Source organism: Sporomusa termitida (genome assembly GCF_007641255.1).
GTDB lineage: Bacteria > Bacillota > Negativicutes > Sporomusales > Sporomusaceae > Sporomusa > Sporomusa termitida.
In genome coordinates this window covers 3,524,435-3,548,480 of the sequence record NZ_CP036259.1, presented here as the reverse complement: position 1 = coordinate 3,548,480, position 24,046 = coordinate 3,524,435, and the positions used below count along the sequence as shown (strand labels likewise).

General features: G+C 51.1%; 24 protein-coding genes. 21 read left to right on the top strand and 3 right to left on the bottom strand.

The features are described from left to right. Positions 1-24 precede the first annotated feature (24 nt). Entirely contained in the window at positions 25-612 is a 588-nt protein-coding gene (locus SPTER_RS16665; RefSeq protein WP_144351406.1) for a hypothetical protein, read from the bottom strand. Between the two features lie 167 nt (positions 613-779). Here SPTER_RS16665 and SPTER_RS16660 point away from each other — a divergent pair, with 167 nt between their 5' ends. The 5 genes from SPTER_RS16660 (at position 780) to SPTER_RS16640 (ending at position 5,785) form a co-directional block, all read left to right on the top strand. Then, on the top strand, positions 780-2,696 hold the full coding sequence (locus tag SPTER_RS16660) for an ABC-F family ATP-binding cassette domain-containing protein (protein ID WP_144351405.1): 1,917 nt from the start codon (positions 780-782) through the stop codon (positions 2,694-2,696). Positions 2,697-2,852: 156 nt separating this feature from the next. Then, positions 2,853-3,434 (top strand): RNA polymerase sigma factor, encoded by a 582-nt coding sequence (locus tag SPTER_RS16655; protein WP_144351404.1) that lies wholly within the window; start codon positions 2,853-2,855, stop codon positions 3,432-3,434. A gap of 85 nt (positions 3,435-3,519) precedes the next feature. Next, on the top strand, positions 3,520-5,157 hold the full coding sequence (locus tag SPTER_RS16650) for a WG repeat-containing protein (protein ID WP_144351403.1): 1,638 nt from the start codon (positions 3,520-3,522) through the stop codon (positions 5,155-5,157). 147 nt (positions 5,158-5,304) lie between these two features. Beyond that, positions 5,305-5,529, top strand: a complete 225-nt coding sequence (locus SPTER_RS16645) for a DUF1659 domain-containing protein (protein ID WP_144351402.1) — start codon at positions 5,305-5,307, stop codon at positions 5,527-5,529. Positions 5,530-5,572: 43 nt separating this feature from the next. Then, entirely contained in the window at positions 5,573-5,785 is a 213-nt protein-coding gene (locus SPTER_RS16640; protein ID WP_144351401.1) for a DUF2922 domain-containing protein, read from the top strand. Positions 5,786-5,864: 79 nt separating this feature from the next. Here SPTER_RS16640 and SPTER_RS24840 read toward each other — a convergent pair whose 3' ends face one another. After that, positions 5,865-6,008, bottom strand: coding sequence for a hypothetical protein (locus tag SPTER_RS24840; RefSeq protein ID WP_170233307.1), 144 nt, complete (start codon positions 6,006-6,008; stop codon positions 5,865-5,867). 100 nt (positions 6,009-6,108) lie between these two features. Here SPTER_RS24840 and recD2 point away from each other — a divergent pair, with 100 nt between their 5' ends. Together recD2 and SPTER_RS16630 are read left to right on the top strand one after the other, a co-directional pair. After that, positions 6,109-8,328 carry an SF1B family DNA helicase RecD2 gene (recD2, locus tag SPTER_RS16635; RefSeq protein WP_144351400.1) on the top strand — a complete coding sequence of 740 codons (2,220 nt, stop codon included), beginning with the start codon at positions 6,109-6,111 and terminating at the stop codon, positions 8,326-8,328. Beyond that, a complete protein-coding gene (locus SPTER_RS16630; protein ID WP_144351399.1) occupies positions 8,322-8,978 on the top strand; it encodes a ComF family protein in 657 nt (218 codons plus the stop codon). Before recD2 ends, SPTER_RS16630 begins: the two co-directional genes overlap by 7 nt. A gap of 2 nt (positions 8,979-8,980) precedes the next feature. Here SPTER_RS16630 and SPTER_RS16625 read toward each other — a convergent pair whose 3' ends face one another. Continuing rightward, positions 8,981-9,613: an HD-GYP domain-containing protein gene (locus tag SPTER_RS16625; RefSeq protein WP_246105328.1), complete on the bottom strand. Its 633-nt coding sequence runs from the start codon at positions 9,611-9,613 to the stop codon at positions 8,981-8,983. Positions 9,614-9,888: 275 nt separating this feature from the next. On the opposite strand from SPTER_RS16625, the gene SPTER_RS16620 reads away from it, so the two are divergent. The 14 genes from SPTER_RS16620 (at position 9,889) to SPTER_RS25115 (ending at position 24,042) form a co-directional block, all read left to right on the top strand. After that, entirely contained in the window at positions 9,889-10,266 is a 378-nt protein-coding gene (locus SPTER_RS16620; protein ID WP_144351398.1) for a flagellar protein, read from the top strand. A 312-nt stretch (positions 10,267-10,578) separates the two neighbouring features. Further along, positions 10,579-10,872 carry a flagellar biosynthesis anti-sigma factor FlgM gene (gene flgM / locus SPTER_RS16615; RefSeq protein ID WP_144351397.1) on the top strand — a complete coding sequence of 98 codons (294 nt, stop codon included), beginning with the start codon at positions 10,579-10,581 and terminating at the stop codon, positions 10,870-10,872. A 17-nt stretch (positions 10,873-10,889) separates the two neighbouring features. Further along, positions 10,890-11,387 carry a flagellar protein FlgN gene (locus SPTER_RS16610; RefSeq protein WP_144351396.1) on the top strand — a complete coding sequence of 166 codons (498 nt, stop codon included), beginning with the start codon at positions 10,890-10,892 and terminating at the stop codon, positions 11,385-11,387. Between the two features lie 31 nt (positions 11,388-11,418). After that, positions 11,419-12,969, top strand: coding sequence for a flagellar hook-associated protein FlgK (gene flgK, locus SPTER_RS16605; protein WP_144351395.1), 1,551 nt, complete (start codon positions 11,419-11,421; stop codon positions 12,967-12,969). Between the two features lie 10 nt (positions 12,970-12,979). Then, the gene (gene flgL / locus SPTER_RS16600; RefSeq protein WP_144351394.1) at positions 12,980-14,245 is read left to right on the top strand and encodes a flagellar hook-associated protein FlgL; all 1,266 of its coding nucleotides are present in this window, start codon (positions 12,980-12,982) and stop codon (positions 14,243-14,245) included. 23 nt (positions 14,246-14,268) lie between these two features. Next, positions 14,269-14,832: a DUF6470 family protein gene (locus SPTER_RS16595; RefSeq protein WP_144351393.1), complete on the top strand. Its 564-nt coding sequence runs from the start codon at positions 14,269-14,271 to the stop codon at positions 14,830-14,832. 14 nt (positions 14,833-14,846) lie between these two features. Then, entirely contained in the window at positions 14,847-15,305 is a 459-nt protein-coding gene (fliW, locus tag SPTER_RS16590) for a flagellar assembly protein FliW (protein WP_144351392.1), read from the top strand. A 2-nt stretch (positions 15,306-15,307) separates the two neighbouring features. After that, positions 15,308-15,538 carry a carbon storage regulator CsrA gene (gene csrA / locus SPTER_RS16585; RefSeq protein ID WP_144351391.1) on the top strand — a complete coding sequence of 77 codons (231 nt, stop codon included), beginning with the start codon at positions 15,308-15,310 and terminating at the stop codon, positions 15,536-15,538. Between the two features lie 63 nt (positions 15,539-15,601). Continuing rightward, positions 15,602-15,994, top strand: coding sequence for a flagellar export chaperone FliS (gene fliS, locus SPTER_RS16580; RefSeq protein ID WP_144351390.1), 393 nt, complete (start codon positions 15,602-15,604; stop codon positions 15,992-15,994). Positions 15,995-16,065: 71 nt separating this feature from the next. Then, entirely contained in the window at positions 16,066-16,683 is a 618-nt protein-coding gene (locus tag SPTER_RS16575) for a hypothetical protein (protein ID WP_144351389.1), read from the top strand. Between the two features lie 313 nt (positions 16,684-16,996). Beyond that, positions 16,997-18,148 carry a flagellin N-terminal helical domain-containing protein gene (locus SPTER_RS25705; RefSeq protein WP_144351388.1) on the top strand — a complete coding sequence of 384 codons (1,152 nt, stop codon included), beginning with the start codon at positions 16,997-16,999 and terminating at the stop codon, positions 18,146-18,148. 91 nt (positions 18,149-18,239) lie between these two features. Then, positions 18,240-20,138, top strand: a complete 1,899-nt coding sequence (locus SPTER_RS16565) for a tetratricopeptide repeat-containing glycosyltransferase family 2 protein (protein WP_144351387.1) — start codon at positions 18,240-18,242, stop codon at positions 20,136-20,138. 127 nt (positions 20,139-20,265) lie between these two features. Then, positions 20,266-21,306 carry an NAD-dependent epimerase/dehydratase family protein gene (locus SPTER_RS16560; protein WP_211367309.1) on the top strand — a complete coding sequence of 347 codons (1,041 nt, stop codon included), beginning with the start codon at positions 20,266-20,268 and terminating at the stop codon, positions 21,304-21,306. A gap of 138 nt (positions 21,307-21,444) precedes the next feature. After that, the gene (locus tag SPTER_RS25115) at positions 21,445-24,042 is read left to right on the top strand and encodes a hypothetical protein (RefSeq protein ID WP_211367308.1); all 2,598 of its coding nucleotides are present in this window, start codon (positions 21,445-21,447) and stop codon (positions 24,040-24,042) included. Positions 24,043-24,046: the final 4 nt, after the last annotated feature.

Genomic DNA, 24,046 nt, shown 5'->3' with positions numbered 1-24,046 from the left:
TGTCTTGACCATATCGGTACTCGGTTATAATCTGGGTTTCATACATACTATTTCGTTGAAAAGCTCAGCCACTTTGACGGCCAGGTTCAGCAGCGCCGGGTCGTAACCGGGCAAGGTGGCCTGCAGGGCAGCGGACAATACCGGCCGGGCCGGGGCCGCCGTTGCCGCCAGGCGGGCTAAAGCCAGCTGCCGGTTGACGGTGGCTGGTGTCCAGAGCACCGGGAGCTCAGTCTTGCCGGATAAAGTGACCGTTGTCTGGTAAGGCTTGTTTTTATTGGCCGCTACGGTGGTAACGGCATGGAAATTGATATAGCCGGTGGTGGTGTCACCGGCCACCCGCGGCTGGCGAACCTTGACAGGCACCAGGACAAGCCCGGGGGCGAGCGGCAGCGGTGCGAGGTTCCTGCGTTCCGTCGCGGCCCTGGTCCGGGTTCGGAGCGCGCTCAGGTCAATGGCCCGGAGCCGGGCCAGGCGGAGGAGTACGGTGCGTACGCGGGTCGTCAGACTTGTGGCGCTGCCATCGACGGCAATGACGGTAGTGCTGTCACCGGTAGGTTGATAGCAGGGGATGATGGCGGCAATACGTGTACAGGCGTTCAACAATTCACTCATGACTGTACCTCCAACAATGGACAAACATATGTTCTGGATAATTCCATATTACCAGAATCAGGCCCTGTTGGCAAGAGGCACGGGCCGGGGGCGGGATTTTGCCGTAAGCCGCCCTTGTGCCGGCCGCTATTAATAGGTACAATAAGTATGCAGACAGGAGGCGACGTATGAGTGTATTGGAAGTTCACGGCCTGAGCAAGGCCTATGGGATACAAACTGTTTTGGCGGAGATTAGTTTTCAAATCAGGCGGGGCGAAAAGGTCGGGCTGATCGGTCCCAACGGTGTTGGCAAGACGACGCTGGTGCGCTGCCTGTTAGGCCTGGAGAAGCCTGACAGCGGCCAGGTGGTGATGGCGCCATCGGAACGGACCGGCTATGTCGAGCAGGATACAGCCCTGGGTGAGCATACCCTGTATGATGAACTGGTGAGCGCCTATGGCGATGTGCTGGGCTGGCAGGCGGATATGCGCCGGCTGGAAGCGGCTATTGCCGGGGAACAGCAGCAAGCGGCTCTTGACAGGCTGATGAAGGAGTATGCGCTGGCAGTGGAACGGTTTGAACGGGGCGGCGGCTATGAGGTTGACAATACGGTGCGGCGGGTGGCTTTTGGCCTGGGCTTTACGGCGGCGGACCTTGAGTGCCGGACCCACGAGTTTTCCGGTGGGCAAAAAACCAGGATCTGCCTGGCGCGGGCGTTGATCCGCCAGCCGGATTTTTTATATTTGGATGAGCCGACAAATCATCTTGATCTGGCGATGGTGGAATGGCTGGAGGAGTTTTTGCAGGGGTATGCCGGAGCCGTGCTGGTGATTTCCCATGACCGTTACTTTCTTGATAACGTGGTGGGCCGGATTCTGGCCATAGAGAAGGGAACCATTGCCGACTATGCCGGCAACTATAGTGAATACCTGGAGAAAAAAGCGGAGAAGCTGGCCGCCCAGGAGAAGGCCTATTCCAAGCAGCAAGCCCATATTGCCAAAACCGAGGCCTATATCGACCGGTACCGGGCCGGCATCAAGTCCAAACAGGCGCGCGGCCGGCAGAGTCAGCTGTCGCGGCTGGCCCGTCTGAGCCGGCCGGAAGATCTGACCGGGTTTGACTTTTTCACCTTCAATCCGCCGGCGGAGTGTGCCGAGCGGGTAGCCGAGCTGGGGGAAGTGGTTGCCGGCTATGGCGACAAACAGGTGCTGAAGGGGGCGTCGCTGCTGGTGCGGCGCGGCGATGGCGTGGCGTTGGTCGGGCCGAACGGGGCCGGGAAGACAACCCTCTTAAAGCTGCTGACCGGAGAGCTGGCGCCGGTCGGCGGTAAGATTAAACTCGGCAGCCGGGTGCGGCTGGGGTATTTTGCCCAGGAGCACGAGACTCTGACCGGGGCCAACAGTGTGCTGGCCGAGGTTATGGGCGAGTTTGCGTTCAGTGAGGAACGGGCCCGGCACTACCTGGGGGCGTTTTTATTTCGGGGGGATGAGGTGTACAAGCTGGTGGGGGATCTCTCGGGCGGTGAAAAGGCGCGGCTGGCGCTGTTGAAGCTGATGCTGACCGGGGCTAACCTTCTCATCCTTGATGAACCGACCAACCATCTGGATATCGCGGCCCGGGAGGCGGTGGAAGAGGCCATGATGAATTTTCCGGGTACTTTCCTGACCGTGTCCCATGACCGGTATTTCCTGGATAAAGTGGCTAACCGGGTGGTTGAGCTGGCGGACGGGCAGGTGACCGAATACGCCGGCAATTATAGCTATTATCGCGACAAAAAGGCCAGGCTGGCCAAAGCTGCCGCCCAGGCGGCCAGTCAGGCCGGGCTGGCGGCGAAGAAAGCCGGGGGCCGGCCGGACCACCGGATAGAGCCGGGCCAGGCCGGTAAAGGCAGTTGGCGTAAGCCGGAGCCTGGCCGGCTGATAAAGAAGCTGGAGGAAGAAATCGCTGGTTTGGAGCAGGAGGTCGCCGGCCTGGAGGCCAGGCTGAACGACCCGGCCAGCCATGCCGAGGCCGCTCTCAGCCGGGAACTGGCCGATATGTATGCCGCGCGGCAGGCGGCGCTTGAGGAAAAGTATCAGGCCTGGCTGGAGCTTACCGGCGAATAAGTCCGGCGGCCGCCGGTCAGCGTCTGTTTTGCCGGTGCCGGTGCCGTTCGGGTGTTGACCTGGGCGGTGCCGGCTTTTGTGTTCTCTCACCGTTCGTGCTATGCTGGCGGCAAGCGCTGAGTTTGAGGGACCGGTTCCTTGCCGCAGGTGAGGAAAATGACGGGAGAAGAATTGGTTATCGCGGCTCAGGCCGGGGACGGTGCCGCTTTTGCCGAGGTTTGCCGGCGGTTTGCCGGCCTGGTGTATAAATATGCCTGTCAGCCGGCTGTGGCCGGGATAAAAGAAGAAGCCGCCGCCGAAGGCTGGCTGGCCCTGGCCGGGGCCGTACAGACCTACGATCTGTCAACAGGCATACCCTTTGCCGGCTATGCCAGGCAGCAGGTCCGGTATGCGGTCTGGAACCTGTTTAAACGGGAACGGCGGCGCTGGCAGCGGGAGGTGCCGCTGACCGGCGGCGACAGGGAGGACGGGGAATACAGCCTGCTTACCACCCTGGCGGCCCCCGATAATGTCGAGCTGGCGGCAGAGGAGGCAGCAATTGCCGGGGCGGTCAAGGAGGCACTGGCGGCCCTGCCTGACAAGCAACGGCTGGTTATTGTCGCAACGTTGCTTGGCGATGTACGGTTAACGGAGATCGCTGCCAGGTGGGGGATTACGCCCCAGGCCGTGTATGGCCTGCGGCAGCGGGGATTAACCTGTTTGCACAAGCAACTGACCGGCTTATCCATCTTAAGATGAGACTATAGTCTCATTGACAGCCCTGGAATCTCTTGCTAGACTCAGAATATGTCGATTGATGTATATACAAGGAGAGTGAAAGACTATGTTACGGAGACGTAAAGGAGCAGTAGGCGGCGCTGTTTTGGGGCTGATGCTGGCTTTGGCCGGTACGTTGCTGCCGGCGCCGGCCGTTGCGGCGGCCCCGCCGGCCGGCGCCGCTGCTTTAACAGCGGTGGCAGTGAGCAATGAGGCGGCCGGCGTGCCTGAGCAGGCACCGGTGCCGGCGGCGGCCGGACAGGAAGCAGTCCTGGCGCAGGTTAAACTGGACGGCAAATGGGGGTTTATTGACAGGCAGGGCAAGTTTGTCATACCGGCGCTGTTTAGCGATACGAAGGCTTTTATAGATGGCGTGGTGGCTGTCAGCAGTAATAAAAAGTGGGGCTACTATGATAAAACCGGCAAGGTGATTGTGCCGGTGGCCTTTGATGAGGTCCACGATTATCAGGAAGGGCTGGCAGCTGTTCGCAGCAAGAAGAAGTGGGGTTTTTATGATCATAACGGCAACCTGGCCGCCCCCGTGCAATTTGATGAAATAGCCGGCTGCCAGGAAGGCCTGGCGCTAGTGAAGCGCAACAAGAAATGGGGTTATATTGACAAAAACGGTACAAGCCCCATCGAGCCTCAGTTTGTGGAGGCCGGCAGCTTCGCGGAGGGAATGGCGCCGGTAAAGAATCAAGGCAAATGGGGCTTCATTGACACTGCCGGCAAGCTTGTCATTCCGTATCAGTTCAAAAATGCAGCCGGGTACCGGGAAGGGCTGGCCCCAGTGCAGGTTGGCGCAAAATGGGGGTTCATTGATGCCGGTGGCCGCTTAGTCATACCGGGGCAGTTCGCGGAAATTGGCGACGGGTTCAGCGAAGGGCTGGCCGCGGTAAAGCTTAAACGAAAATGGAGCTATATCGACAATACCGGCAAGCCGGTGATTTCAGCCCCCTATGATCAGGTTTTTCCCTTTAGCGACGGGATAGCGGAAGTCCGGGTGTCTAAGACCAGTTTCTCCTTGCTGGCGGCAGTTGCTGCTGTTGCCGGGCAGGCTACCGGTACTACTCTGGGTCATGGTTTGAATCTGCTGCCCAGCAATGAGAAACGGGGTTATATTGACCGCAACGGCCACCTGATTGTGCCGACAAAATATGATGCGGTCGGTGCCTTCAATGCTGGCTGGTCACTTGTGCGGGTGGAAAAGAAATGGGGCTATGTGGATAAAACCGGCGCCTTTATGATTCCGGCTCAATACGAAGAGCTGTCTGATTTTAGGGAGGGTTTTGCCAGGGCGAAAACGAATGGCAAATGGAGTTTTATTGATAAAAGCGGGCAAATGCTGCCCACACGGCCGTTTGCGGACGCCGCGCCGTTTCACAATGGACTGGCGGCAGTGCAGCTGGAGGATAAGTGGGGGTTTATCGATACCCGGGGCAGGTTGGTTATTGCCGTACAATTTGATGAAGCCCGCAACTTCTCCGACGGGTTGGCGGCAGTTAAGAAAAATGATATGTGGGGGGTTATTGACGCAACCGGTACCTTTGTCGTGCCGGCGCAGCGGGAAATTTCCCAGATGCTGGATTTCTCAAACGGGTTACTGGCCGCAAAGGTGAACGGCAAATGGGGCTACCTGGACCAAACCGGCAACATTGTTATAGAACCGCAGTTTTCAGAGGCCAGGCCGTTTTTTGCCCGGTAATGATTTTACCGGCCAGGGATACAGGCGGGCTGCAGACAACTATCCTAATTAAGGGTAGTTGTTTTTTTTACGGGCTTAAACTTTTGCCGGCCGCACCTGTTTAAAAATGTTGGTTGCCGGAATGTATCAGGTAAGGGGGTGATGTTGATGGCAGTGGTAAAAACGCCGCAAAGCGGCAAGGTGGTCCTGAAGGTACAGACCGGTGTCAGTGAAACCGGCAGCCCGGTTTTCAAACTCCGCACGTACACGAATATCCGCTCCGAAGCGACTGACGATGATATCTTTGCGGTGGCGGCCGGGCTGGGCAGCCTGCAGCAGCATACCCTGGTGGAGATTGTCCGCCAGGATATCAACACGCTGATTAATCAGTAACTCGGTTTAGGCGTTTACAGTAACAACGGCAGGAGGGATGGTAATGATTAAAACTTTAGAAATGGTGTTTCGCACAAGTGCCGGCAAGGAGGTCAGCCTGAGTGTGCCTGATCCGAAGGAGGGACTGACGCTGGCTGAGGCGCAGGTGATTATGGAGGATATTGCTGCCAGGAACATTTTTAGCATCAAAGGGGCCGCGCTGGCGGCACCGGTGGAAGCCCGGATCCGCAGCCGGGAGACTGTGCTCCTGGTATAGAACGGGGAAAATAAAACTAACGCCCTGTTACAGTCTGTAACAGGGCGTTTGGATGTACATTGCGGTTTTACCGGCAGCTTCAGCGGATCAGGTACAGCAGGGTGGCGGCAATGTACGCAGTGGAGGAGAACAGGGCCACATTAAAAACATAGGTGGCCGACCGGGACGGCCGCATAATCGTGCGGTTTTGAAAGTAGTGATAGGTGTACATGTCTTCTTTCACAGTCGTTATGCCTCGCAAAATGTAACTTGATGTAAATAATGCTGTTCTTTTGTTTAAAGTACTCCATCGCCGATAAAAATCCTGCCCCGATTACGAAAAAATGCAGGATTTTTCTGCCGGTACTGCGAATAAATACAAGAACTTATGTTTGGGAGTTAACAGTGTGGATAATAAACTTGAAGGACTTGTTGAAAATATAACATTTCAGGCGACTGACGGCAGTTTTACCGTGTTTCGCCTGAAGCCAGACGGCGAGCAGGGCACAGTGGCTGTTACCGGCAGTTTCCCGGCCCCGCTGGTGGGCGAACAGGTGGCTCTGACCGGCGAGTGGGTGGAGCATAGCCGTTATGGCCGGCAGTTTAAAGCCGGCCACTGCCGGCGGGTTGCCCCCACTTCCCTGCAGGGGATTGAACGGTTTCTGGCCTCCGGGGCGATCAAGGGCATTGGCCGGGCTATGGCGGCCCGGCTGGTGGCCCATTTTGGCGAGCGGACGCTGGAGGTCATCGAGCTTTATCCGCACCGGCTGGCGGAAGTGGAAGGTATTGGCGATAAGAAAGTAGAGCAAATCCGCAAGGCGTATGCCGAACAGGCCGAATTGAAAGAGGTCATGTTGTTTTTGGAGATGCATGGCGTCACCGGGGCGTATGGGGCCCGGATTTTTGCCTGTTACGGCGCCAATTCGGTGGCGGTGCTGGAAACAGATCCCTACCGGCTGGCCGAGGAGGTAAAGGGCATTGGCTTTCGTACGGCCGATCAGATCGCGCTGGCGGTGGGTTTTGACCGGGACCATCCGTCCCGGCTGGCCGCCGGGGTCCAGTTTGCTTTACTGCAAACCGGACTGGCCGGGCATTGCTGTGTACCGGAGGCGATGCTGACCGAGGAAACAGCCCGGCTGCTCAATATTGACAAGGCGGATATCGCGGTTGTTGTCAGTGAACAGATCAAACTTGGCAAACTGTATACCGAGGATTTCCACGGGATGACTCTTGTTTATCCCCGCTATTTATACCGGGCTGAACGGGCGGTGGCCGAGCGGCTGCTGCGGCTGCAGGCGGAGGCTAAGCCAATTGACGGGATTGATACGGATACTTTGATTGATCACTGGGAAGCGGCCGGCAATATGACATTGGCAGCCGCCCAGCGCCAGGCGCTGGCGGCCGCGCTGTCCCACGGGGTGCTGGTATTGACCGGCGGCCCTGGTACCGGGAAAACGACAACCGTGCGCGGCATTCTGGCCCTCTTAGAGCAGCAGGGCGGTAAAATTATCCTCGGGGCGCCGACCGGCCGGGCGGCCAAGCGGCTCAGTGAAACAACCGGGCGCGAGGCGATGACCATCCACCGCCTGCTGGAGGCCGGGGGAGGGGCCGGGGAGGAGCCGGTCTTTGCCAGGGATGAGCACAATCCGCTTGATGCCGATGTCGTTATTGTTGATGAAACATCGATGATGGATATGCTGTTGATGAGCTGCTTCCTGCAGGCGGTGCCTGACGGCTGCAGGGTAGTACTGGTCGGTGATGTTGACCAGCTGCCGGCAGTAGGGCCGGGCTCAGTCCTGAAAGATGTTATCCGTTCCGAAGCGATCCCGGTGGTGCGGCTGACCGAGGTATTCCGGCAGGCCGGTGAAAGCATGATTGTGCTTAATGCCCACCGGATTAACCGGGGCCGCCCGCCGGAATGCGGCAGCCCGGATTTTCAGTTCCGTGAGCTGGCCGACAGTGAAGGGGCGGCCCAGGCGGTGGTCGAGTTATGTCAAACTGAGCTGGCCCGGGAAGGGTTTGATATCTGGCGGGAGGTGCAGGTCCTATCACCGATGCACCGTCAGCCCTGCGGGGTCGAAAACCTTAACCGGCTGCTGCAGGCGGCCTTAAACCCGGCCGAGGGCAAAGAATTTATCCAGGGCGTCAATCAGGTGCTGCGGGAAGGCGATAAGGTTATGCAAGTCCGCAATAATTATAGCAAAAAGGTATTTAACGGCGATATCGGTTACATTGTGGCCATTGCCGACGGCAAGGTATTGGTGCGGTACCCGGAGGATGATGTTGTCTATGATAAGGGCGAACATGATGAACTGACGCTGGCTTACGCCATGAGCGTTCATAAAAGCCAGGGCAGTGAATACCCGGTTGTCGTGATGCCGCTGACTCCCGGCCACCACATTATGCTGCAGCGCAACCTGCTGTATACGGCGGTCACCCGGGCCAAAGAGCGGGTTATTCTCATCGGCACCCGGGCCGCCCTCAATACGGCAGTGCTGAGTGACCGGACCCGCCGCCGCTATTCGCTGCTGGCTGAACGCCTGCGGGGGGAAAGTTTATGGTAAAAGACTGGCTGGAAGCCCTGCTTGCGCTTATCTTTCCCCGCCGCTGCCCGTCTTGTCGGCAATGGGCAGACCATCATGGCTGGTGCCAGGCCTGCCTGGGCAGACTCGTCAGGCCTACGCAGGTGGCGGTGGCGATCCATAACCTGGTGTACCTGGATGGGTGTCAGACGGTTGTTGGCTATTCCGGCCCGGTCCGGCGGCTGATCCGGGATATGAAGTTTCGCCGTGTCACCAGGCATGCCGGCCGTTTGAGCCGGCTGCTCGATTATGGTCTGGTGCCTGACTGCTATGCCGGGGTTGACCGGGTCGTACCGGTACCCCTGCACCGGCAGCGGCTTGCAGAGCGCGGCTTTAATCAGACGGCGCTCATCTTTCAGCCCTGGGCGGCGCGTCAGCGGCTGAGCTGGCTGGAGGCACTGGCCCGGACGCGGGCGACTGCGCCGCAATGGCAGCTTACCCTGAAAGAGCGGCGCAAAAACAGTCAGGGCGCGTTTGCGGTAACGCGCCCTGACTTAATCAAAGGTAAGAGGATTCTGCTCGTGGATGACATTTTTACCAGCGGAATTACGATGAACGAATGCGCCCGGGTATTGAAACAGGCGGGGGCGGTCAAAGTACAGGGCCTGGCGCTGGCCGGCGGGGCCAGGTAAGCCTACCCTAACGCATCAATAAAGGCCTTGACCACCTCCGGGTCAAACGCCGTACCGGACAGACTGAGCAGCTCGCGGACGGCCTCGTCCTTGGTTTTTACCCAGTTCTGGGTGCAGGGATTAATAAAGCGGTCATAATAGTTGGCAACAGCAATGATGCGGGCCCCGAGCGGGATGTTTACCCCCTTGAGCCGTTTGGGATAGCCTGTGCCGTCAAACCGTTCATGATGATAGCGGATATAGGGAATCAACTCCTGGCAGGAGGGGATATTTTCCAGCATGTAACTGCCGGCATTGCAATGATTTTTGAATACGCTCATCTCGCGGGTTGACAGATAGGGCACTTTGGACAGCACCTGGTTAGGCACGGTAAGGTGGCCGATATCATGCAACAACGCCGCCAGGCGGATTCGCTCAATCTCTTCCCGGGGCAGCCGCATCTTGGCAGCGACACTAACGGAATAGTTGGCAACCTGTTGGCTGTGCAAGAATAGTTTTGAATTTTTCAATTGAATAAGCTGCATAAAATTGCCGATTATACTGTTGATCGCTTCCGTATCACCGGCATAGATTTCAGGATCCTGCATGAGCGTTAGCATATACACGACAAACTGCCTTTCATTGGAAAGCAACACATGGCTCTCGTTTCCATAATATACCTGCCTGTTTTCCATATTATTATACATAAAAGCGAGATTGCTTTAAAAAGGGGGACAAAGGGGACTGAACCGGCCATCTCACTCATAAAACACTATAAAATAAGCAATATTGTTAATTAGCCAAAAAACGTCATAATCCTGCCGGCTTGTTAAAAAAAATGTTCAATATTTTTGAAATGAGTCTAAAGACCTAGGCCAAAAAGGGCCTGATCATGTATAATAAAGATAGGGAAGGTAAAGGGGGCGGCGCTATGGGACTAGATAATTGTCCGGAGTGTGGCAAGGTCTATGTGGAGAATGTGGCCAGGCTTTGTCCGGAATGCTACCGCAGACAGGAAGACGATGCGGAAAAGGTTATGGAGTATCTGCGGGATACCCGTAAGGCAACCATGGAAGAAATTCATCAGGCTACAGGGGTCAAACATAAAATTATCCTGCGCCTTCTTCGCAGCGGCCGGATTATGGGTGATGTTTCCTATCCCTGTGACAGCTGCGGTGCTTTGATTAGCGAGGGCCGGTTATGCAATAAATGCAGTAAAAATATTCTCGATCAGATAAAAACCGAGGAGCGCCATCAAGAGCATGAGCCTGATGTGAAAATCCGTTCACGCATGTATGGCAGAGACTAGTGCCTTGGCACAGTTAGATGTTAGTTTTAGACAACGTAGATTTTTTCGCAATGCAAGGCGGAGGAACTGCGCAGATCGGCAATCTGTAAGGTGACGACAACGAAGCAGTGCGGGAAAAGATGCGTCGTATAACCTAACATTTGACTTTGTCAAGGCACTAGGAATCCTAAACTGTTGATAATGGGAGTAATATGTACATAGAGAGTGCAAATAGACGATAAATCTTTGTAATCGTGTGTGGCGGGGATTAATAACCCCGCCCTTTTTGTCGATAGTATTAATAAGAATTCCCGAGGTGTGAGGTGCTCACTAATGAATATCAAAAATATCCAAAATATTGCCAAGATCTATGGTGAACAATCCAAGGTGACCAAGAACTGTAAGAACCCGGGCACAAGCCCTGCGCAGCGCCCGGATGAAGTCATTTTATCCACTCATGCCCAGGGGTTAAATCAGATTCTCCGGACAGCCAAAGGGCTGCCTGAAGTACGGGAAGATAAAGTTAACATGTTATCCGAACAGATTGCCAAAGGTGAGTACAAGGTTGACGCCCGTGAGCTTGCCGATAGAATTATTGCCTATTCCAAAAATGAACGCCAGTATTAAAAAGGGGGCTGTTATGAATGACAGCAATGTGGGATAAACTGATCATTCTCCTGAACCAGACTCTCGAACTCTATCAGGCGTTGCTTACCCTCAGCCGGAAAAAACGCGATATCCTGGTTGAGGCCAGACCGCAGGAACTAGATCTGCTGACCAGGCAGGAAGAGGTCCTGATTATTGAAGCCGGCAGGCTGGAAAATATGCGGTTAACCCTGGCCCGGGAATTAGCGGCAGCGGCAGGCTTGCCCCCGTCGGCAACAGCCCTGTCAAGCCTGATTGTCTGTGCCGGCAGTGAAACCGCCCGGGAATTAAGCGCCTTGAGTGACCGCTTTGAGCAGGTAACAAAAGAGCTTGTGGAGATTAACGGCCTTAATACCAAATTAATTGAGCAGTCGCTGGATTTTATAAATTATAATATTAACATATTAAGCCAGAGTGCTGTTGGACCCACGTATGTGCCGAAGGGCCAGCCCCTGGACAAAGGCTCCAGCCGCACCATTTTGGACACCAGAGCATAAACCCGGAAATCGCAGCAAACGGAGGCAGATTATGAGATCGACATTCGGTGGTTTAAATACGGTTGTCAGAGGCATTTACGCCAATCAGATGTCCCTGGATACAGTGGGGCACAATATTGCCAATGCGGATACCGACGGTTTTTCCCGGCAGCGGGTCAACCTGGTGTCAACAACCCCCCAGACCATTTACAGCGGCAACGGCAAGGTGCAGCTTGGCACCGGCGTTGCCACCCAGTCCATTACCAGAATCCGTGATACTTTTGTTGATCAGCAGATGTGGAAGGAAAAGTCCACCTTAGGCTATGGGGAGACGATCTACAGTACCCTGAGTAAGGTGGAAGGAGTTTTTCAGGAACCGACCGAGACCGGAATCCAGACTGTGCTTGACAACTACTGGAAGGCCTGGAATACAGTAGCCACCAACGCCTCCGACAACGGGGCCAGAGTCGCTTTGCGGGAACGGGGCGTTGAGCTTGTGGACGCCATCCAGCAGGCCAATACGCAGCTGCGGGCGATGGCGGCCGACATTAACGCCGTCATCGGCATTCGGGTTGACACCGTCAATCAGATTACCGCCGAGATGTTGTCGTTGAACAAACAGATTGCCGGGATTGAGGTTGGCGGCCTTGACCATGCCAATGACCTCCGGGACCGGCGGGACTACCTGGTGGATCAGCTGGCGCAGATTGTCAATGTCCGGGTTACGGAAGATAAAGCCGGCAACTATATTGTACAGTCCTCGGGGCTGGTGCTGGTCGACGGCAATGAACGCAGCAAGCTGCAGACAAAATCCCATGTAGACCCCGATTACGGCTATGAGGTGGTTGACGTGGTCGACGCCTCCACCCAGTTGACCGTAAACTTCACCTCCGGCGAGCTCAAAGGGCTGATCGACGCCCGCGATAAAACCGCCAACAGCTCCCAGGGGGAAGCGCGGGAAAGTGATATTGGCATCAAAGCCTATTTGAACAAGCTCTCCCAGATCAGTCAGTTTTTGCTGCAGGACTTTAATGCCGCTCATCGCAGCGGTTATGGGATGGATGACTCCACCGGCAACAACTTTTTTGGGGCCGGCGGCGAGCCTGATCCCAATTACAGCGCCTCTGACCTGACCTCGATCTTTGGGGTGGCAGCGGCTGCCGATGTGCCTAAATACAAATGGATCGAACAACTGCAGGTCAACCCCGATTTCTTCACAAGCAACGGGGTGGAGAAAATTGCCGCCAAGGCCGCAGCCACGCAGGGAAATGCCGCCGGTGACAACGCCGTGCTGATGGCGAACAAGCTTAAGGTGGATACGTCCGGTATTCTGGGCAATGCATCCCTTGACAGCTTTTACGGCTCGTTTATCGGTGCTTTGGGCGTCCAGACGCAAAATGCCGAACGGCTGACCGATAACCAGCAAACCCTGGTCAACACGATTACCAACTGGCGGGAATCGGTGTGCGGCGTGAATCTGGACGAAGAGATGAGCAATATGATCCGGTTTCAGAAAGGCTATAATGCGGCCGCCAGGGTGCTGACCACCATGGATGAGATGCTGGATAAACTAATTAATGGCACCGGTGTCGTAGGAAGGTAGGGGGTAAGGTATGCGCGTAAGTACGAATATGCTGACTCATAATTTCTTAATTAGCTTAAATAAATCCATGCAGAGGCAAAATGAGATTCAGGAACAGCTCTCGGACGGCAAAGCCCTGCACCGCCCTTCTGATGATCCGGTTAAAACCATCAGGAGCCTGCGCTTTAATATTAACCTGCGGCAAAATGAGCAATATACCCAGAATGTCAAGGACGCAATATCCTGGATGGAAACAACCGACGGGGCTGTGAGTGATCTGAGCTCCATTATGATTAAGGCCAAAGAGCTTGTCATTAAGGCGGTCAATCCCAATCCGGACATGGCGATGGAGGCGATTGCCAAGGAGCTTGACGGCATCATTAACCAGGCCATTGAGATCGGCAATTCCAAGGTCGGCGACAGGTACGTCTTTGCCGGCCAGCAGGACAAGACCGAACCCTTTAAGCGGCGGATGGTTACGGCCGCCGACGGCACTCAGTTTGAAACCGTTGTGTATTCCGGTGATACCAGCAAGATCTCCATGCGGATCCAGCCGGGCGAGATTACCCCCTCCCAGGATAGCGTCGGCCTGACCGGGGCCGATCTGTTCGGACCGCTCAACACCATCAATGAGGGTGGCACGGAGATTGTTACTGCTGATTTATTGAACAATCTGCTGCGGGTTAAGGAAGCCCTGGAGGGGAAAAATTCCAACGTCCAGAGCAATCCGGCCGGGGGCGCTACGCAGCTGGCTGCCGGCAGTCCCGAGGATCATGCGGCCTTTACCTTTAAAGTGGACAATGTGGCCGGCGGCCTGCCGACCCAAGTCGCCTATTCGCTGGACGGCGGGTTGTCCTGGAAGACGGATGCGACCGTTACCGGCGGCCAGATTACCTTCCCCAAGGAGAATATGGGGACAACGGCTGATGTTGTCTATGATATGACCAGTTCCGCCTATACGGCTATTGGCGATACCTATACCGTGCCTAACCAGACTACGGCCGGTACGCCGGACCTGCAATGGCTGTCCAAGGTGGGCATTGACCTTGTGGATAAGTCTCATGATAAAATTCTCCGGGCCCAGACCGAGATTGGGGCCCGCATGTCGATGTATGAACAGGCTCAGGCCCTGCTGGAAAAAAATAATGTGATCATTACCAGCGACGTGGGGGCCAATGAAGATCTCGATATTGCCAAGGCAATCATTGATTTTAAAACAAGCGAGAGTGTGTACAAGGCCGCTTTGTCGGTCGGGGCCCGGCTGATGCCGCCGTCGCTTGTCGATTTTTTAAGTTAACGCTGCACGGGGGGCTGTACTTCATGTTGACCCTTAATATTTCTCAGCAACCTGCTAAAATGGAGATAACAACAGTACGAGCGGATAATAATTTAACGACAACCCCGCCCCGGCTGCTGATCGATACCGAGGCGGCCACCGTCGAGATCCGCCAGCCCCAGGGAGAGCTGGAGATTGACTGGCGTCCGTTCCGGGCTTCCTACGGCATTAAGGACAGCGGCGAGTTTTCGCGGGACAACGCCGACCGGGGCCGGCAGATTGCCCTGGAGACGATTGGCCGAATTGCCGAGGACGGTGATCAACTGGCCCGGATCGAATCAGGCCAGGATGCGGTGGTGGCGCTGGCTACCGAGGCCAATGCCACGCCGGTGCCGGAGGTAATCTGGACCTGGCTGGAACCGCCGGCGATCAAATATACCGCCCACCAGCCGGAATTCCGTCCAACCCCGGCCCGGTTCAGCACCGAACTGATTCGGGGGACGGTCAATACCGACTATGAGCCATACCAGTTCAATCTCCGCATGGTCCAATACCCCAGCATTACCATGTGGGTTACCGGTTATAATGATATCGATATCAGGGCGTAACTAAGGGGGATCCTATGCTTATACAGTCTACCCGCTTTGGGGAAATAGAGATTGCCGATTCTGCACTTATCCGGTTTCCCGCCGGTCTGCCGGGTTTTCCGGCTGAACATGCCTTTGCCTTCCTGCCTTACCAGCCTGACAGCCCGTTTGCGTTTCTGCAGTCGGCAACAGACCCGGATCTGAGCTTCGTTATTACCGATCCGTTCCCGTTTTTTAAAGAGTATTGCTTTAAGCTGGAAGACACAATCATCGCTGAACTTGGTTTGGCTGACGACAATCCGCCGAAGATTGTCAATATTGTCCGCATCCCGGAAAAAACCGAAGAAATGACCGCCAATCTGCTGGCGCCCATTGTCATCAACTGGGTTAGCCGGACGGCGATGCAGATTGTCCTGGAGAAATCCCCGTACACGGTCCGGCACCGTCTGTTTCCCCAGGGCCTGCCCAATCAGGCTGCCAAAGGGGGTAAGTAGTCATGCTTGCTCTTACCCGCAAGGTTGGTGAGCGGATTGTCATCGGTGACAATATTGTGCTTACCATTGTCGATATCAAAGGCGACAGTATTCGCCTGGGCATTGAGGCCCCGAAAGAAATCAAGATCTACCGGGGGGAGATTTATGACGCCATTGCCGCCGAGAACCAGCAATCGGCGCAACCGGTTGATTTGAGCAAGATGGAAATTTTAAAAGGGATTACGAAAGGATAACAGGGCGCACTAGTACTAGCGTCCTTTATGTGGTTTCATGAAAAAAACAGGAGGGTTAAGCCTATGAATGCGGCCAATACCGCTAATGTCTATAAAAATCAGCAGATTATGACGGCCTCCCCGGAAGAGCTCACACTGATGCTGTACAATGGCGCTATCCGGTTTATTGCTGAGAGTATGCAGGCACTGGAGCAGGGCAATCTGGAAAAAGCCAATACGTCGAATCTGCGGGCCCAGGATATTGTGCGGGAGTTTATGTGTACCCTGGACATGCAGTATGAAATAGCGCAGGGCTATTATAAATTATATGATTATATTGAATACCGCCTGATCCAGGCCAACATCAAAAAAGACAAAAGCCAGCTGGCAGAAGCCAAAACGATGCTCACCGAGCTCCGTGACACCTGGAGCCAGGCCATGAAAGCCGCCCGGGGACAGCAGGCCGCGGCTAGATAAAGTTAGCTTGCACGCATACCTGCTGAACAGTAGAGAGTTATGATATAATAATTGCTAGGAGGCGGTGTGACATGGAAGAGTTATTAAAACAGGTATTGGCCGAAATTCGAGATATAAGAGTAGGCCAGGCTGTCATGCAGGAAGACATCAAAACCATGCAGGGCGACATCAAAGATCTCACAGCAGGCCAGACTGCTATGCAGGGCGACATCAAAGATCTCACAGCAGGCCAGACTGCTATGCAGGGCGACATCAAAGATCTCACAGCAGGCCAGACTGCTATGCAGGGCGACATCAAAGATCTCACAGCAGGCCAGACTGCTATGCAGGGCGACATCAAAGATCTCACAGCAGTCCAGGCTGCTATGCAGGGCGACATCAAAGATCTCACAGCAGTCCAGGCTGCTATGCAGGGCGACATCAAAGATCTCACAGCAGGCCAGGCTGTCATGCAGGGCGAAATCAAAGACCTTAAAGCAGGCCAGGAATGCATAATAGCCACTATGCAGGCTGAATTTAAGAACCTGAAAGAGTCCGATGCCGCTATATTGGAAATGCTTGAACAAACATACAGGAAAGTGGAAGAAGTAGAAACCAATCAGGACAGAATGAGCGAAAGCGTTAGATATTTAATGCGGCAGGGTGTGCAGCACGATGAGGATATAAACAGAATAAGGAAAGCCTTATAACCGCTGCCAGCGGTTTATTTTTTTATTTATTATAATTGCTTGTTGATAGTTGGTATAAAATACCGCTAATTTTTGACAAAGTTTTTAGGAATAGATGAAAATGGGAGATATAGCGAGAAAAAGTGTATTTTGGGAAAATAATTTCGCATAATAAGCTATTTCAGCCTTAAGGATCTTAAATAAGTTACCGATATTATTAGTGGGAAGATCAGTAGCCGTCTCTCCTGTACCGGCCGGGCAGGGAGACAGTCACTGAAATAAATTCTGCCGGGCAAGGATGCCCAGGCAATAAAAATCAGGGAGGAATTATATCATGATTATCAACCACAATATTGCGGCTCTGAACACGTACAACCGTTTGTCCGCTAATAACAGCCAGACCAGCAAATCACTGGAAAAACTGTCCTCAGGTCTTCGCATCAACCGGGCCGGCGACGACGCTGCCGGTTTGGCCATCAGCGAAAAAATGCGCGGCCAGATCCGTGGTCTTGACCAGGCTCAACGGAACTCGCAGGATAGCATTTCCTTGATCCAAACTGCAGAAGGTGCACTGAACGAAACTCACAGCATTCTCCAACGTATGCGCGAGTTGGCTGTACAGGCCGGTAATGATACGAATACTGAGATTGACCGTGGTGAAATTCAAAAGGAAATCAATCAGTTAACCGATGAAATTGATCGAATTGCTAATACCACTGAGTTTAATACCCAGAAGTTGATTGACGGCAGTAAGAAAGGCCTTGTGGTAGCTGAAGACTCTAAAGCTACTATTCAATTGAATACCAGGGCAGATATCAAACTTGGTACTGTCGCTACTGATTTTGCGAAAAGTGAAACCATTATCATTACCCGTACCACTTCCGCCGCTGGTTTCTCTTCAGGAAATTACACAGTTGGTAGCCCTAGCGGTAGCACTTGGACGCTTGCGGATGCTACTATCACCAGTAGTGATAGTAAAGTGATCAATTTAACTGGCGATGCGCTGAGCGATTTGGCTGTTGGTGAAAGTATCACCATCAGTATTAAGGCACAAGTTACCGCTAGCGATTCCGTTGCTTCGGCATTCAGCATGCAGATCGGTGCTAATAGCGGACAGAACATTCTGGTTGGCATAAATTCGATGAAAGCCGAGGATATTGGTATTCGCAACGCAGATGCGAAAGCTCTTGATATTGGCTCCTATGACAAAGCTACTGCCGCCATTTCTACCATCAACAATGCGATTGAACTGGTATCGGCAGAACGCTCCAAGCTAGGTGCTATTCAGAACCGTCTGGAGCACACCATTAACAACCTGGGTGCTTCCAGTGAAAACCTTAGTGCCGCCGAATCTCGTGTTCGCGACGTAGATATGGCGAAAGAAATGATGAACTTCCAGAAGAACAACATTCTTTCCCAAGCCGCTCAGGCTATGCTGGCTCAGGCCAACCAACAGCCGCAGGGTGTGCTGCAGCTTCTCCGGTAATTCCTAGTTTACCACTTATAGAGGCCAGAGTGCATACTCTGGTCTCTATTTATAAGAAAGGACAGTGGGGTCAGTGAAGATTTCGGCTTGTATGATTGCGAAAAATGAAGAGAAGGTAATTGCCCGCTGCATTGAAAGCTATCGTACGGCTGTCAATGAGATTATTGTCGTTGATACCGGTTCAACTGATCAAACGGTAGCGATTGCTAAAAACCTCGGGGCAAAGGTGTTTTATTTTAACTGGATTGACGATTTTGCCGCCGCGAAGAATTACGCCATTTCCAAAGCCAAAGGTGATTGGATCATCTTTTTGGATGCCGATGAATATTTTGGCGAGAATATGGGCGGCAATGTGCGCGCTGTCCTACAGGGGCTGGATCCAATCTTTAATAGCATTGCCTGCAAAATGCTTAATATCGATCAGGTAACCGGCAAGGTTTTTGATGTGATGACTCAGGTCAGAATTTTTAAAAATAACAAGCATATACGTTATATACTTCCCATTCATGAAATGTTGCAGCATAAACTGCCTGGGAAGAAAATACATGCTTTTATGGCTGACGCCAAAGATATTGTAATCTATCATACCGGGTATTCTTGTGATAATCGTAAAGAAAAAGCGGAAAGAAACCTGGAAGTGCTACTTAGAGAACTTCCTCAAGCCCCTATGAAACCGGGATATTACCAATACATTGCTGACTGTTATTTTGGTTTGGAGGAATGGGAGAAGGTTATTGAATATACGAATTTGTTTATTGAAAGTAAAACGGAGCTCTCTGGCCATAATATAAGACCATACCATAACCTAATCGATGCTATGCTGAAATTAGATCATCCAAGTAAGGAAGTTATGGCTGTAATTAACGAAGCTATTGGAAAATTTCCTTATCATCCATTATTTCATTTTTCCAAAGGGAATTTGCTTTATGAATCCCAAAAATATGATACAGCTTTTCAAGAGTATCAGGAAACCCTGCAACTGCATAAAAATTATGATTCTCTCGAATTCAATCCGCTGCCTGCTAATCTTTGGCTGGTCTATAATCGACTAGGAGCTATCAGTGAACATCGTAATAATTGTGAGGCGGCGATCGAATATTATCTAGAATCGTTAAAGCTTGATAATAATAATGCACTTTGTTTTGACAGGCTCATGATGTTGATCCGTACAATGGCGGTAAAAGATATTATTCTATGTATTAATACACTATATGATCTTGACAATGAAGCCGATCTGGATTTCTTGGCGGACTGCCTTGTTAAACACGCAGTACCCCAGGTTATGGCTTACTATATAAGTTTGCGGGAAAAAAAATATCCCAAACAGGATGTAGCTGTGCTGCAGATGCTGGTAGCTAACGGATATTATGATAAAGCCTTCCATGCTTTACTGGATTACTATCGGCAAGACGGGGATGATCGGCTGGCGGCAACGGCGGCGGCAGTGGCTTTGCTCAGTGGGAATGAATACTATGTTGCCGAGTGCGTGGCGGTACTGCCGCCAGTCTTTATCAAAATCATTAAGGCATATTGTGGCGAAGAACGGGATCTTCTTGATGCCGGGATAGCCGCTTATGTACAAATTGCCCAACTGATTATCCTTTGGGGAACTCCTAGCGCTTTGGAACGATTTGTTGCGTTGCTGGTGTTTTTTCCCGACAGGGTGCAGGCTGCGGTGGTAACCGGTAGTCGTTTTATTCAAGACAGTTATTATCAACAGGGGCTATGTTTATATGACTGGGCGCTAGAGCAAGCCATGTCTGTCAACGCTGTGATAAGTCCGGCTTTGTATTATAACCGAGGCTATTGCCTGCAACGTTTAAATGAACCGGCTGCTGCCTTAGAAGCGTTTATTTCTGCTTATAAACTCGGCTATCACGCAAATGACATATTTGAATTTTTACGGTGGAACATTCAAAATGAAAATGATAAAAATCGGGTTGCCACTGTGCTAGGGGAAGATTGGAAGTATGTTGATCATCAGATCTAATCATGCAGTAAATCCATTGCATTGGAAACCCATTTACTTTTGCGATATGACGCCAACGAATCAATAGACAAATTTAAGAACTAATTTCTTTAAAGATTTTCTTGTTTAAAAATAGGAGGTGCGGCTAGTGTCGCGAATTTTGCTAGAGGACATGCAGCAGATTGTGGCGGACACGAATATCCCATGGAATAGCATGCAGGATTCCACCGTTCTTATCACAGGGGCTACCGGCACGATTGGTTCAGCGATAGTCCGAGCATTGTACGCAGCAAATCAGCAACTAAAACTAAACATTAAAATTTTAACGTTTGGCCGGGACACGGAAAAGGCAAAGCCTCTTGTTAGTCTGTATGGTGCTGAGTTTATTTTTCAGGATATATGTGAAGCAGTTAAGGTGGATGGTTCTGTTGATTATATTTTTCACTGTGCTGCGGTGACAAAGTCCTTCGAAATGGTCTCCAATCCTGTTGGCGTGATTGAAACTTCTATTAAAGGGACTTTTAATATCCTCACGCTGGCCAAGAGAAAGCATGTAAAAAGCATGATCTATCTCTCTTCCATGGAGGTCTATGGTCTTACAGATCCGGATATTCCCTCTGTAAGCGAGGCTGACTTAGGTTATATTGACTTGAAAAACCCACGAAGCTGTTATCCCGAAAGTAAACGAATGTGTGAGAGTTTGTGCAACAGCTATTTTTCACAATATGATGTTCCTGTAAAGATTGCGCGACTTGCACAGACCTTTGGAGCGGGCTGTGTAAAAGATGATCCCCGGGTGTTTGGCCAATTTTCCCGCAGCGCACTTGCCCGAAAGAATATTGTACTTCATACGGAAGGTAGATCACGCGGAAATTACTGCTATATATCTGATGCTATCCGGGGGATACTGCTCTTACTTTTGAAAGGTGAAAACGGTGAAGCCTATAACATCGCTAATCCTGAAGCAAGCGTGACTGTTCGAGAAATGGCTGAGATTGTTGCAGACAAAGTTTGTGGTGGCAGGATTTCCGTAAACGTGGATGTGCCACCAGATGTAGCAAGCCGGGGATACGCACCTGATGTCACCATGAGATTGAATGTGGATAAGATAAAAAAACTTAGTTGGCAGCCGGTATATGGACTTGCGGAAATGTATGAACGAATGATTGCTGAATGGAGAGGCCGTTAAGATGGATTCCTATTTATTCCAGTCCAGAGGAAATGAAGGATTATTCGCTCCAATTTGGACGAAGGGAATAACCAGAGGAAATGTTGGCTGTAACCATCATAGGTGCAGTTAAAATAAAAAATATCTGGAGAAGAGTATATGCGGAGTTACCAGCAGAAGAAAATTTTAGACCTTATACAAACCCTACATGAGGCGAATGCTGAGATCAAGCGGTTCTTTTTGCGCAAAGAGCTTGCCTCTGTCATTCAAATCCTGATCGATTGTCAGGACTTCGTGGTACAAATCGGGAATTTTATTGAGCAGATCGAGGGCGAAGGAACTAAAACGGTTTCCTGCCTGGAAAAATACTGTGAGCTTTTGTATGAGGCAAGTCTTGAAATAAAAACCGAAAACGGCAACGGAAACTTCATTGTGTATCTTCAAAAACAACTGGTTGAAATCGAAAACAATGCTAAAATTGAGTTGAAACCGAATAAGATTGAAATTGTGTTTTTTCCTTATAAGGCTTCGATGTTTGACTGTATGGAGTCAATTTGGTTTGCGGCGAAAGAGGACTCGCAGTGTGACGCGTATGTTGTCCCAGTTCCCTACTATGATCGTCTGCCAAGTGGTGGGTTAGGGCAGATGCATTATGAGGGGGGCCAATACCCTGATTATGTACCAGTTGTAGACTGGCAGACATACAATGTCGAGGAACGGCGTCCGGATATTATCGTTACCCATAATCCATATGATGATGATAACTTTATTACTAGCATCCACCCCGGCTATTATAACGAACGATTGAAGAAATTTACTAATTTGCTTGTTTATATTCCTTATTTCGTTTGCGTGGATGATGTGCCAGAGCATTTGTGTGTGTGTGCAGGAACCTTGCACGCCGATAAGGTGATGGTACAATCGGAGAAAATAAGACAGACCTATATTCGTGTTATCAAAGAATTTGAAAAGACTAACCATTGTATCGGGCTATTTGGCAAAGCAAAGGAAAAGTTTATTGCCATTGGTTCGCCAAAATTTGACAAGATAATCCACAAAAAACGCGAGGATTATTATATCACGGACGCATGGAAGCGGTTAATTGCAAAGCCGGACGGCAGACGGAAAAAGATTATTCTCTACAATACAAGCATTGCCAGCTTGCTGGAAGGCAATGAGAAGGTACTGCATAAACTTCGCTATGTTTTTGACTGCTTCCGCGACAGAGATGATATTGTCCTTTGGTGGCGTCCACATCCTTTGAATGAGGCTGCCTACCAATCCATGCGACCACAGCTCTTGAATGAGTACGAAAGTATCGTTGCGCAGTACATACATGAAGGTTTCGGTATTTACGATGATACCGCCGATTTGCACCGGGCTCTTGCAGTTTCAGATGCATACTACGGTGATAGCAGTTCTCTGGTGGCGTTGTACCGGTGTACCGAAAAACCAGCAATGATTCAAAATGTGGAGATTTGCAGCAAGGATGGCGTAAGGAATCATCTCGCATTTGAGAACCTATATGACGACGGTGAGTTTTTCTGGTTCACAGCATATGAATTTAATGGGCTTTTTAAGATGGAAAAACGGACATGGAAAGCCGAATATATGGGGAGTTTTCCAGGAGAAAAGATGGAAGGAAAGAGATTGTACACCTCTATCAGCTCATATAATGAAAAACTCTATTTTTCACCATATACAGCAAATGAAATTGCTGTATATGACAAACAAAATAAAACATTTGAAAAATTTAACTTTAATAAACCCAAAGGTGAAAAAGCATCTCTTTATTGCGAGGATTACAAGTTTTCTTCTGTAGTTGAATTTAAAGAGCGGGTCTTTTTTTTGCCATGTTCCTATCCAGCGATTATTCAATTGGAGCCCACAACAGGCCATTTAGAATATTATTCCGAATGGATGGGCGCCATTAGAAAATTACAGAACAGCATAGAGGATTCCTACTTTTGGAAACCTGTAATCACGGGTACCCATGCTATTATACCATCGGCCAACGCAAATGCCGTTCTTGATTTTGATATGGAAACCGGAGTATCAACCGTTTTAGAAGTTGGAAAAAAAGATTACAACTATTTCTCCGCTTGTTTTGATGGCAAGGATTACTGGCTTGCGTCCAGATGCTACACTCCCATCATAAGGTGGGACAAAGAAAAAAATCAATGCTTTGAATATAGCAACTATCCAGAAGGCTTTTCTAGCACAAAATATAACTTTGTCGGAATGTGCGTTGTCGAAGACGGAGTTTGGATGTTGCCTTATCAAGCAAATCAAGCATTAAGAATTGATATTCGGAATGGTAATATTTCATTTCTTAATGCACCCGAAATAATGTCTCCACACAATGTCGGAAAAGAAGCTCTCAGTCAGTGTTATATCTTCATGACAAAGGTTGGAGATAATATATATGCCTGCTCTGAAAAACACAATTGTTTTATCGAGTATGATTGTTCGTCTCAAAAATGCAGGGTTGGAGAAGTAACTGTATTAGACAAAGAGGCCGATAAAATACATGAAATAATACAGCTTGTTTTTGAACAATCTTGTAAAACACTAGATTCTAAAGCAAATGGTTACGTTATTGAAAGCAAGCTTTTGACTTTAAGTGATTTTTTAGATTTTGCTGTGCAACAAATGCCAGAACCGGAGCTTTATTCAGAGAGGCAGAATGAGCAATACATGGACGGTACTTCAGGTACTGCGATTTATACATATGCCAAACAAACTATTATAGGGTGATTAA

What these genes read in the sequence shown, in the direction of transcription:
- SPTER_RS16665 (WP_144351406.1), bottom strand. Translation starts at nt 612, where the DNA reads ATGAGTGAATTGTTGAACGCCTGTACACGTATTGCCGCCATCATCCCC.
- SPTER_RS16660 (WP_144351405.1), top strand. Translation starts at nt 780, where the DNA reads ATGAGTGTATTGGAAGTTCACGGCCTGAGCAAGGCCTATGGGATACAA.
- SPTER_RS16655 (WP_144351404.1), top strand. Translation starts at nt 2,853, where the DNA reads ATGACGGGAGAAGAATTGGTTATCGCGGCTCAGGCCGGGGACGGTGCC.
- SPTER_RS16650 (WP_144351403.1), top strand. Translation starts at nt 3,520, where the DNA reads ATGTTACGGAGACGTAAAGGAGCAGTAGGCGGCGCTGTTTTGGGGCTG.
- SPTER_RS16645 (WP_144351402.1), top strand. Translation starts at nt 5,305, where the DNA reads ATGGCAGTGGTAAAAACGCCGCAAAGCGGCAAGGTGGTCCTGAAGGTA.
- SPTER_RS16640 (WP_144351401.1), top strand. Translation starts at nt 5,573, where the DNA reads ATGATTAAAACTTTAGAAATGGTGTTTCGCACAAGTGCCGGCAAGGAG.
- recD2 (WP_144351400.1), top strand. Translation starts at nt 6,109, where the DNA reads ATGCAGGATTTTTCTGCCGGTACTGCGAATAAATACAAGAACTTATGT.
- SPTER_RS16630 (WP_144351399.1), top strand. Translation starts at nt 8,322, where the DNA reads ATGGTAAAAGACTGGCTGGAAGCCCTGCTTGCGCTTATCTTTCCCCGC.
- SPTER_RS16620 (WP_144351398.1), top strand. Translation starts at nt 9,889, where the DNA reads ATGGGACTAGATAATTGTCCGGAGTGTGGCAAGGTCTATGTGGAGAAT.
- flgM (WP_144351397.1), top strand. Translation starts at nt 10,579, where the DNA reads ATGAATATCAAAAATATCCAAAATATTGCCAAGATCTATGGTGAACAA.
- SPTER_RS16610 (WP_144351396.1), top strand. Translation starts at nt 10,890, where the DNA reads ATGACAGCAATGTGGGATAAACTGATCATTCTCCTGAACCAGACTCTC.
- flgK (WP_144351395.1), top strand. Translation starts at nt 11,419, where the DNA reads ATGAGATCGACATTCGGTGGTTTAAATACGGTTGTCAGAGGCATTTAC.
- flgL (WP_144351394.1), top strand. Translation starts at nt 12,980, where the DNA reads ATGCGCGTAAGTACGAATATGCTGACTCATAATTTCTTAATTAGCTTA.
- SPTER_RS16595 (WP_144351393.1), top strand. Translation starts at nt 14,269, where the DNA reads ATGTTGACCCTTAATATTTCTCAGCAACCTGCTAAAATGGAGATAACA.
- fliW (WP_144351392.1), top strand. Translation starts at nt 14,847, where the DNA reads ATGCTTATACAGTCTACCCGCTTTGGGGAAATAGAGATTGCCGATTCT.
- csrA (WP_144351391.1), top strand. Translation starts at nt 15,308, where the DNA reads ATGCTTGCTCTTACCCGCAAGGTTGGTGAGCGGATTGTCATCGGTGAC.
- fliS (WP_144351390.1), top strand. Translation starts at nt 15,602, where the DNA reads ATGAATGCGGCCAATACCGCTAATGTCTATAAAAATCAGCAGATTATG.
- SPTER_RS16575 (WP_144351389.1), top strand. Translation starts at nt 16,066, where the DNA reads ATGGAAGAGTTATTAAAACAGGTATTGGCCGAAATTCGAGATATAAGA.
- SPTER_RS25705 (WP_144351388.1), top strand. Translation starts at nt 16,997, where the DNA reads ATGATTATCAACCACAATATTGCGGCTCTGAACACGTACAACCGTTTG.
- SPTER_RS16565 (WP_144351387.1), top strand. Translation starts at nt 18,240, where the DNA reads ATGATTGCGAAAAATGAAGAGAAGGTAATTGCCCGCTGCATTGAAAGC.
- SPTER_RS25115 (WP_211367308.1), top strand. Translation starts at nt 21,445, where the DNA reads ATGCGGAGTTACCAGCAGAAGAAAATTTTAGACCTTATACAAACCCTA.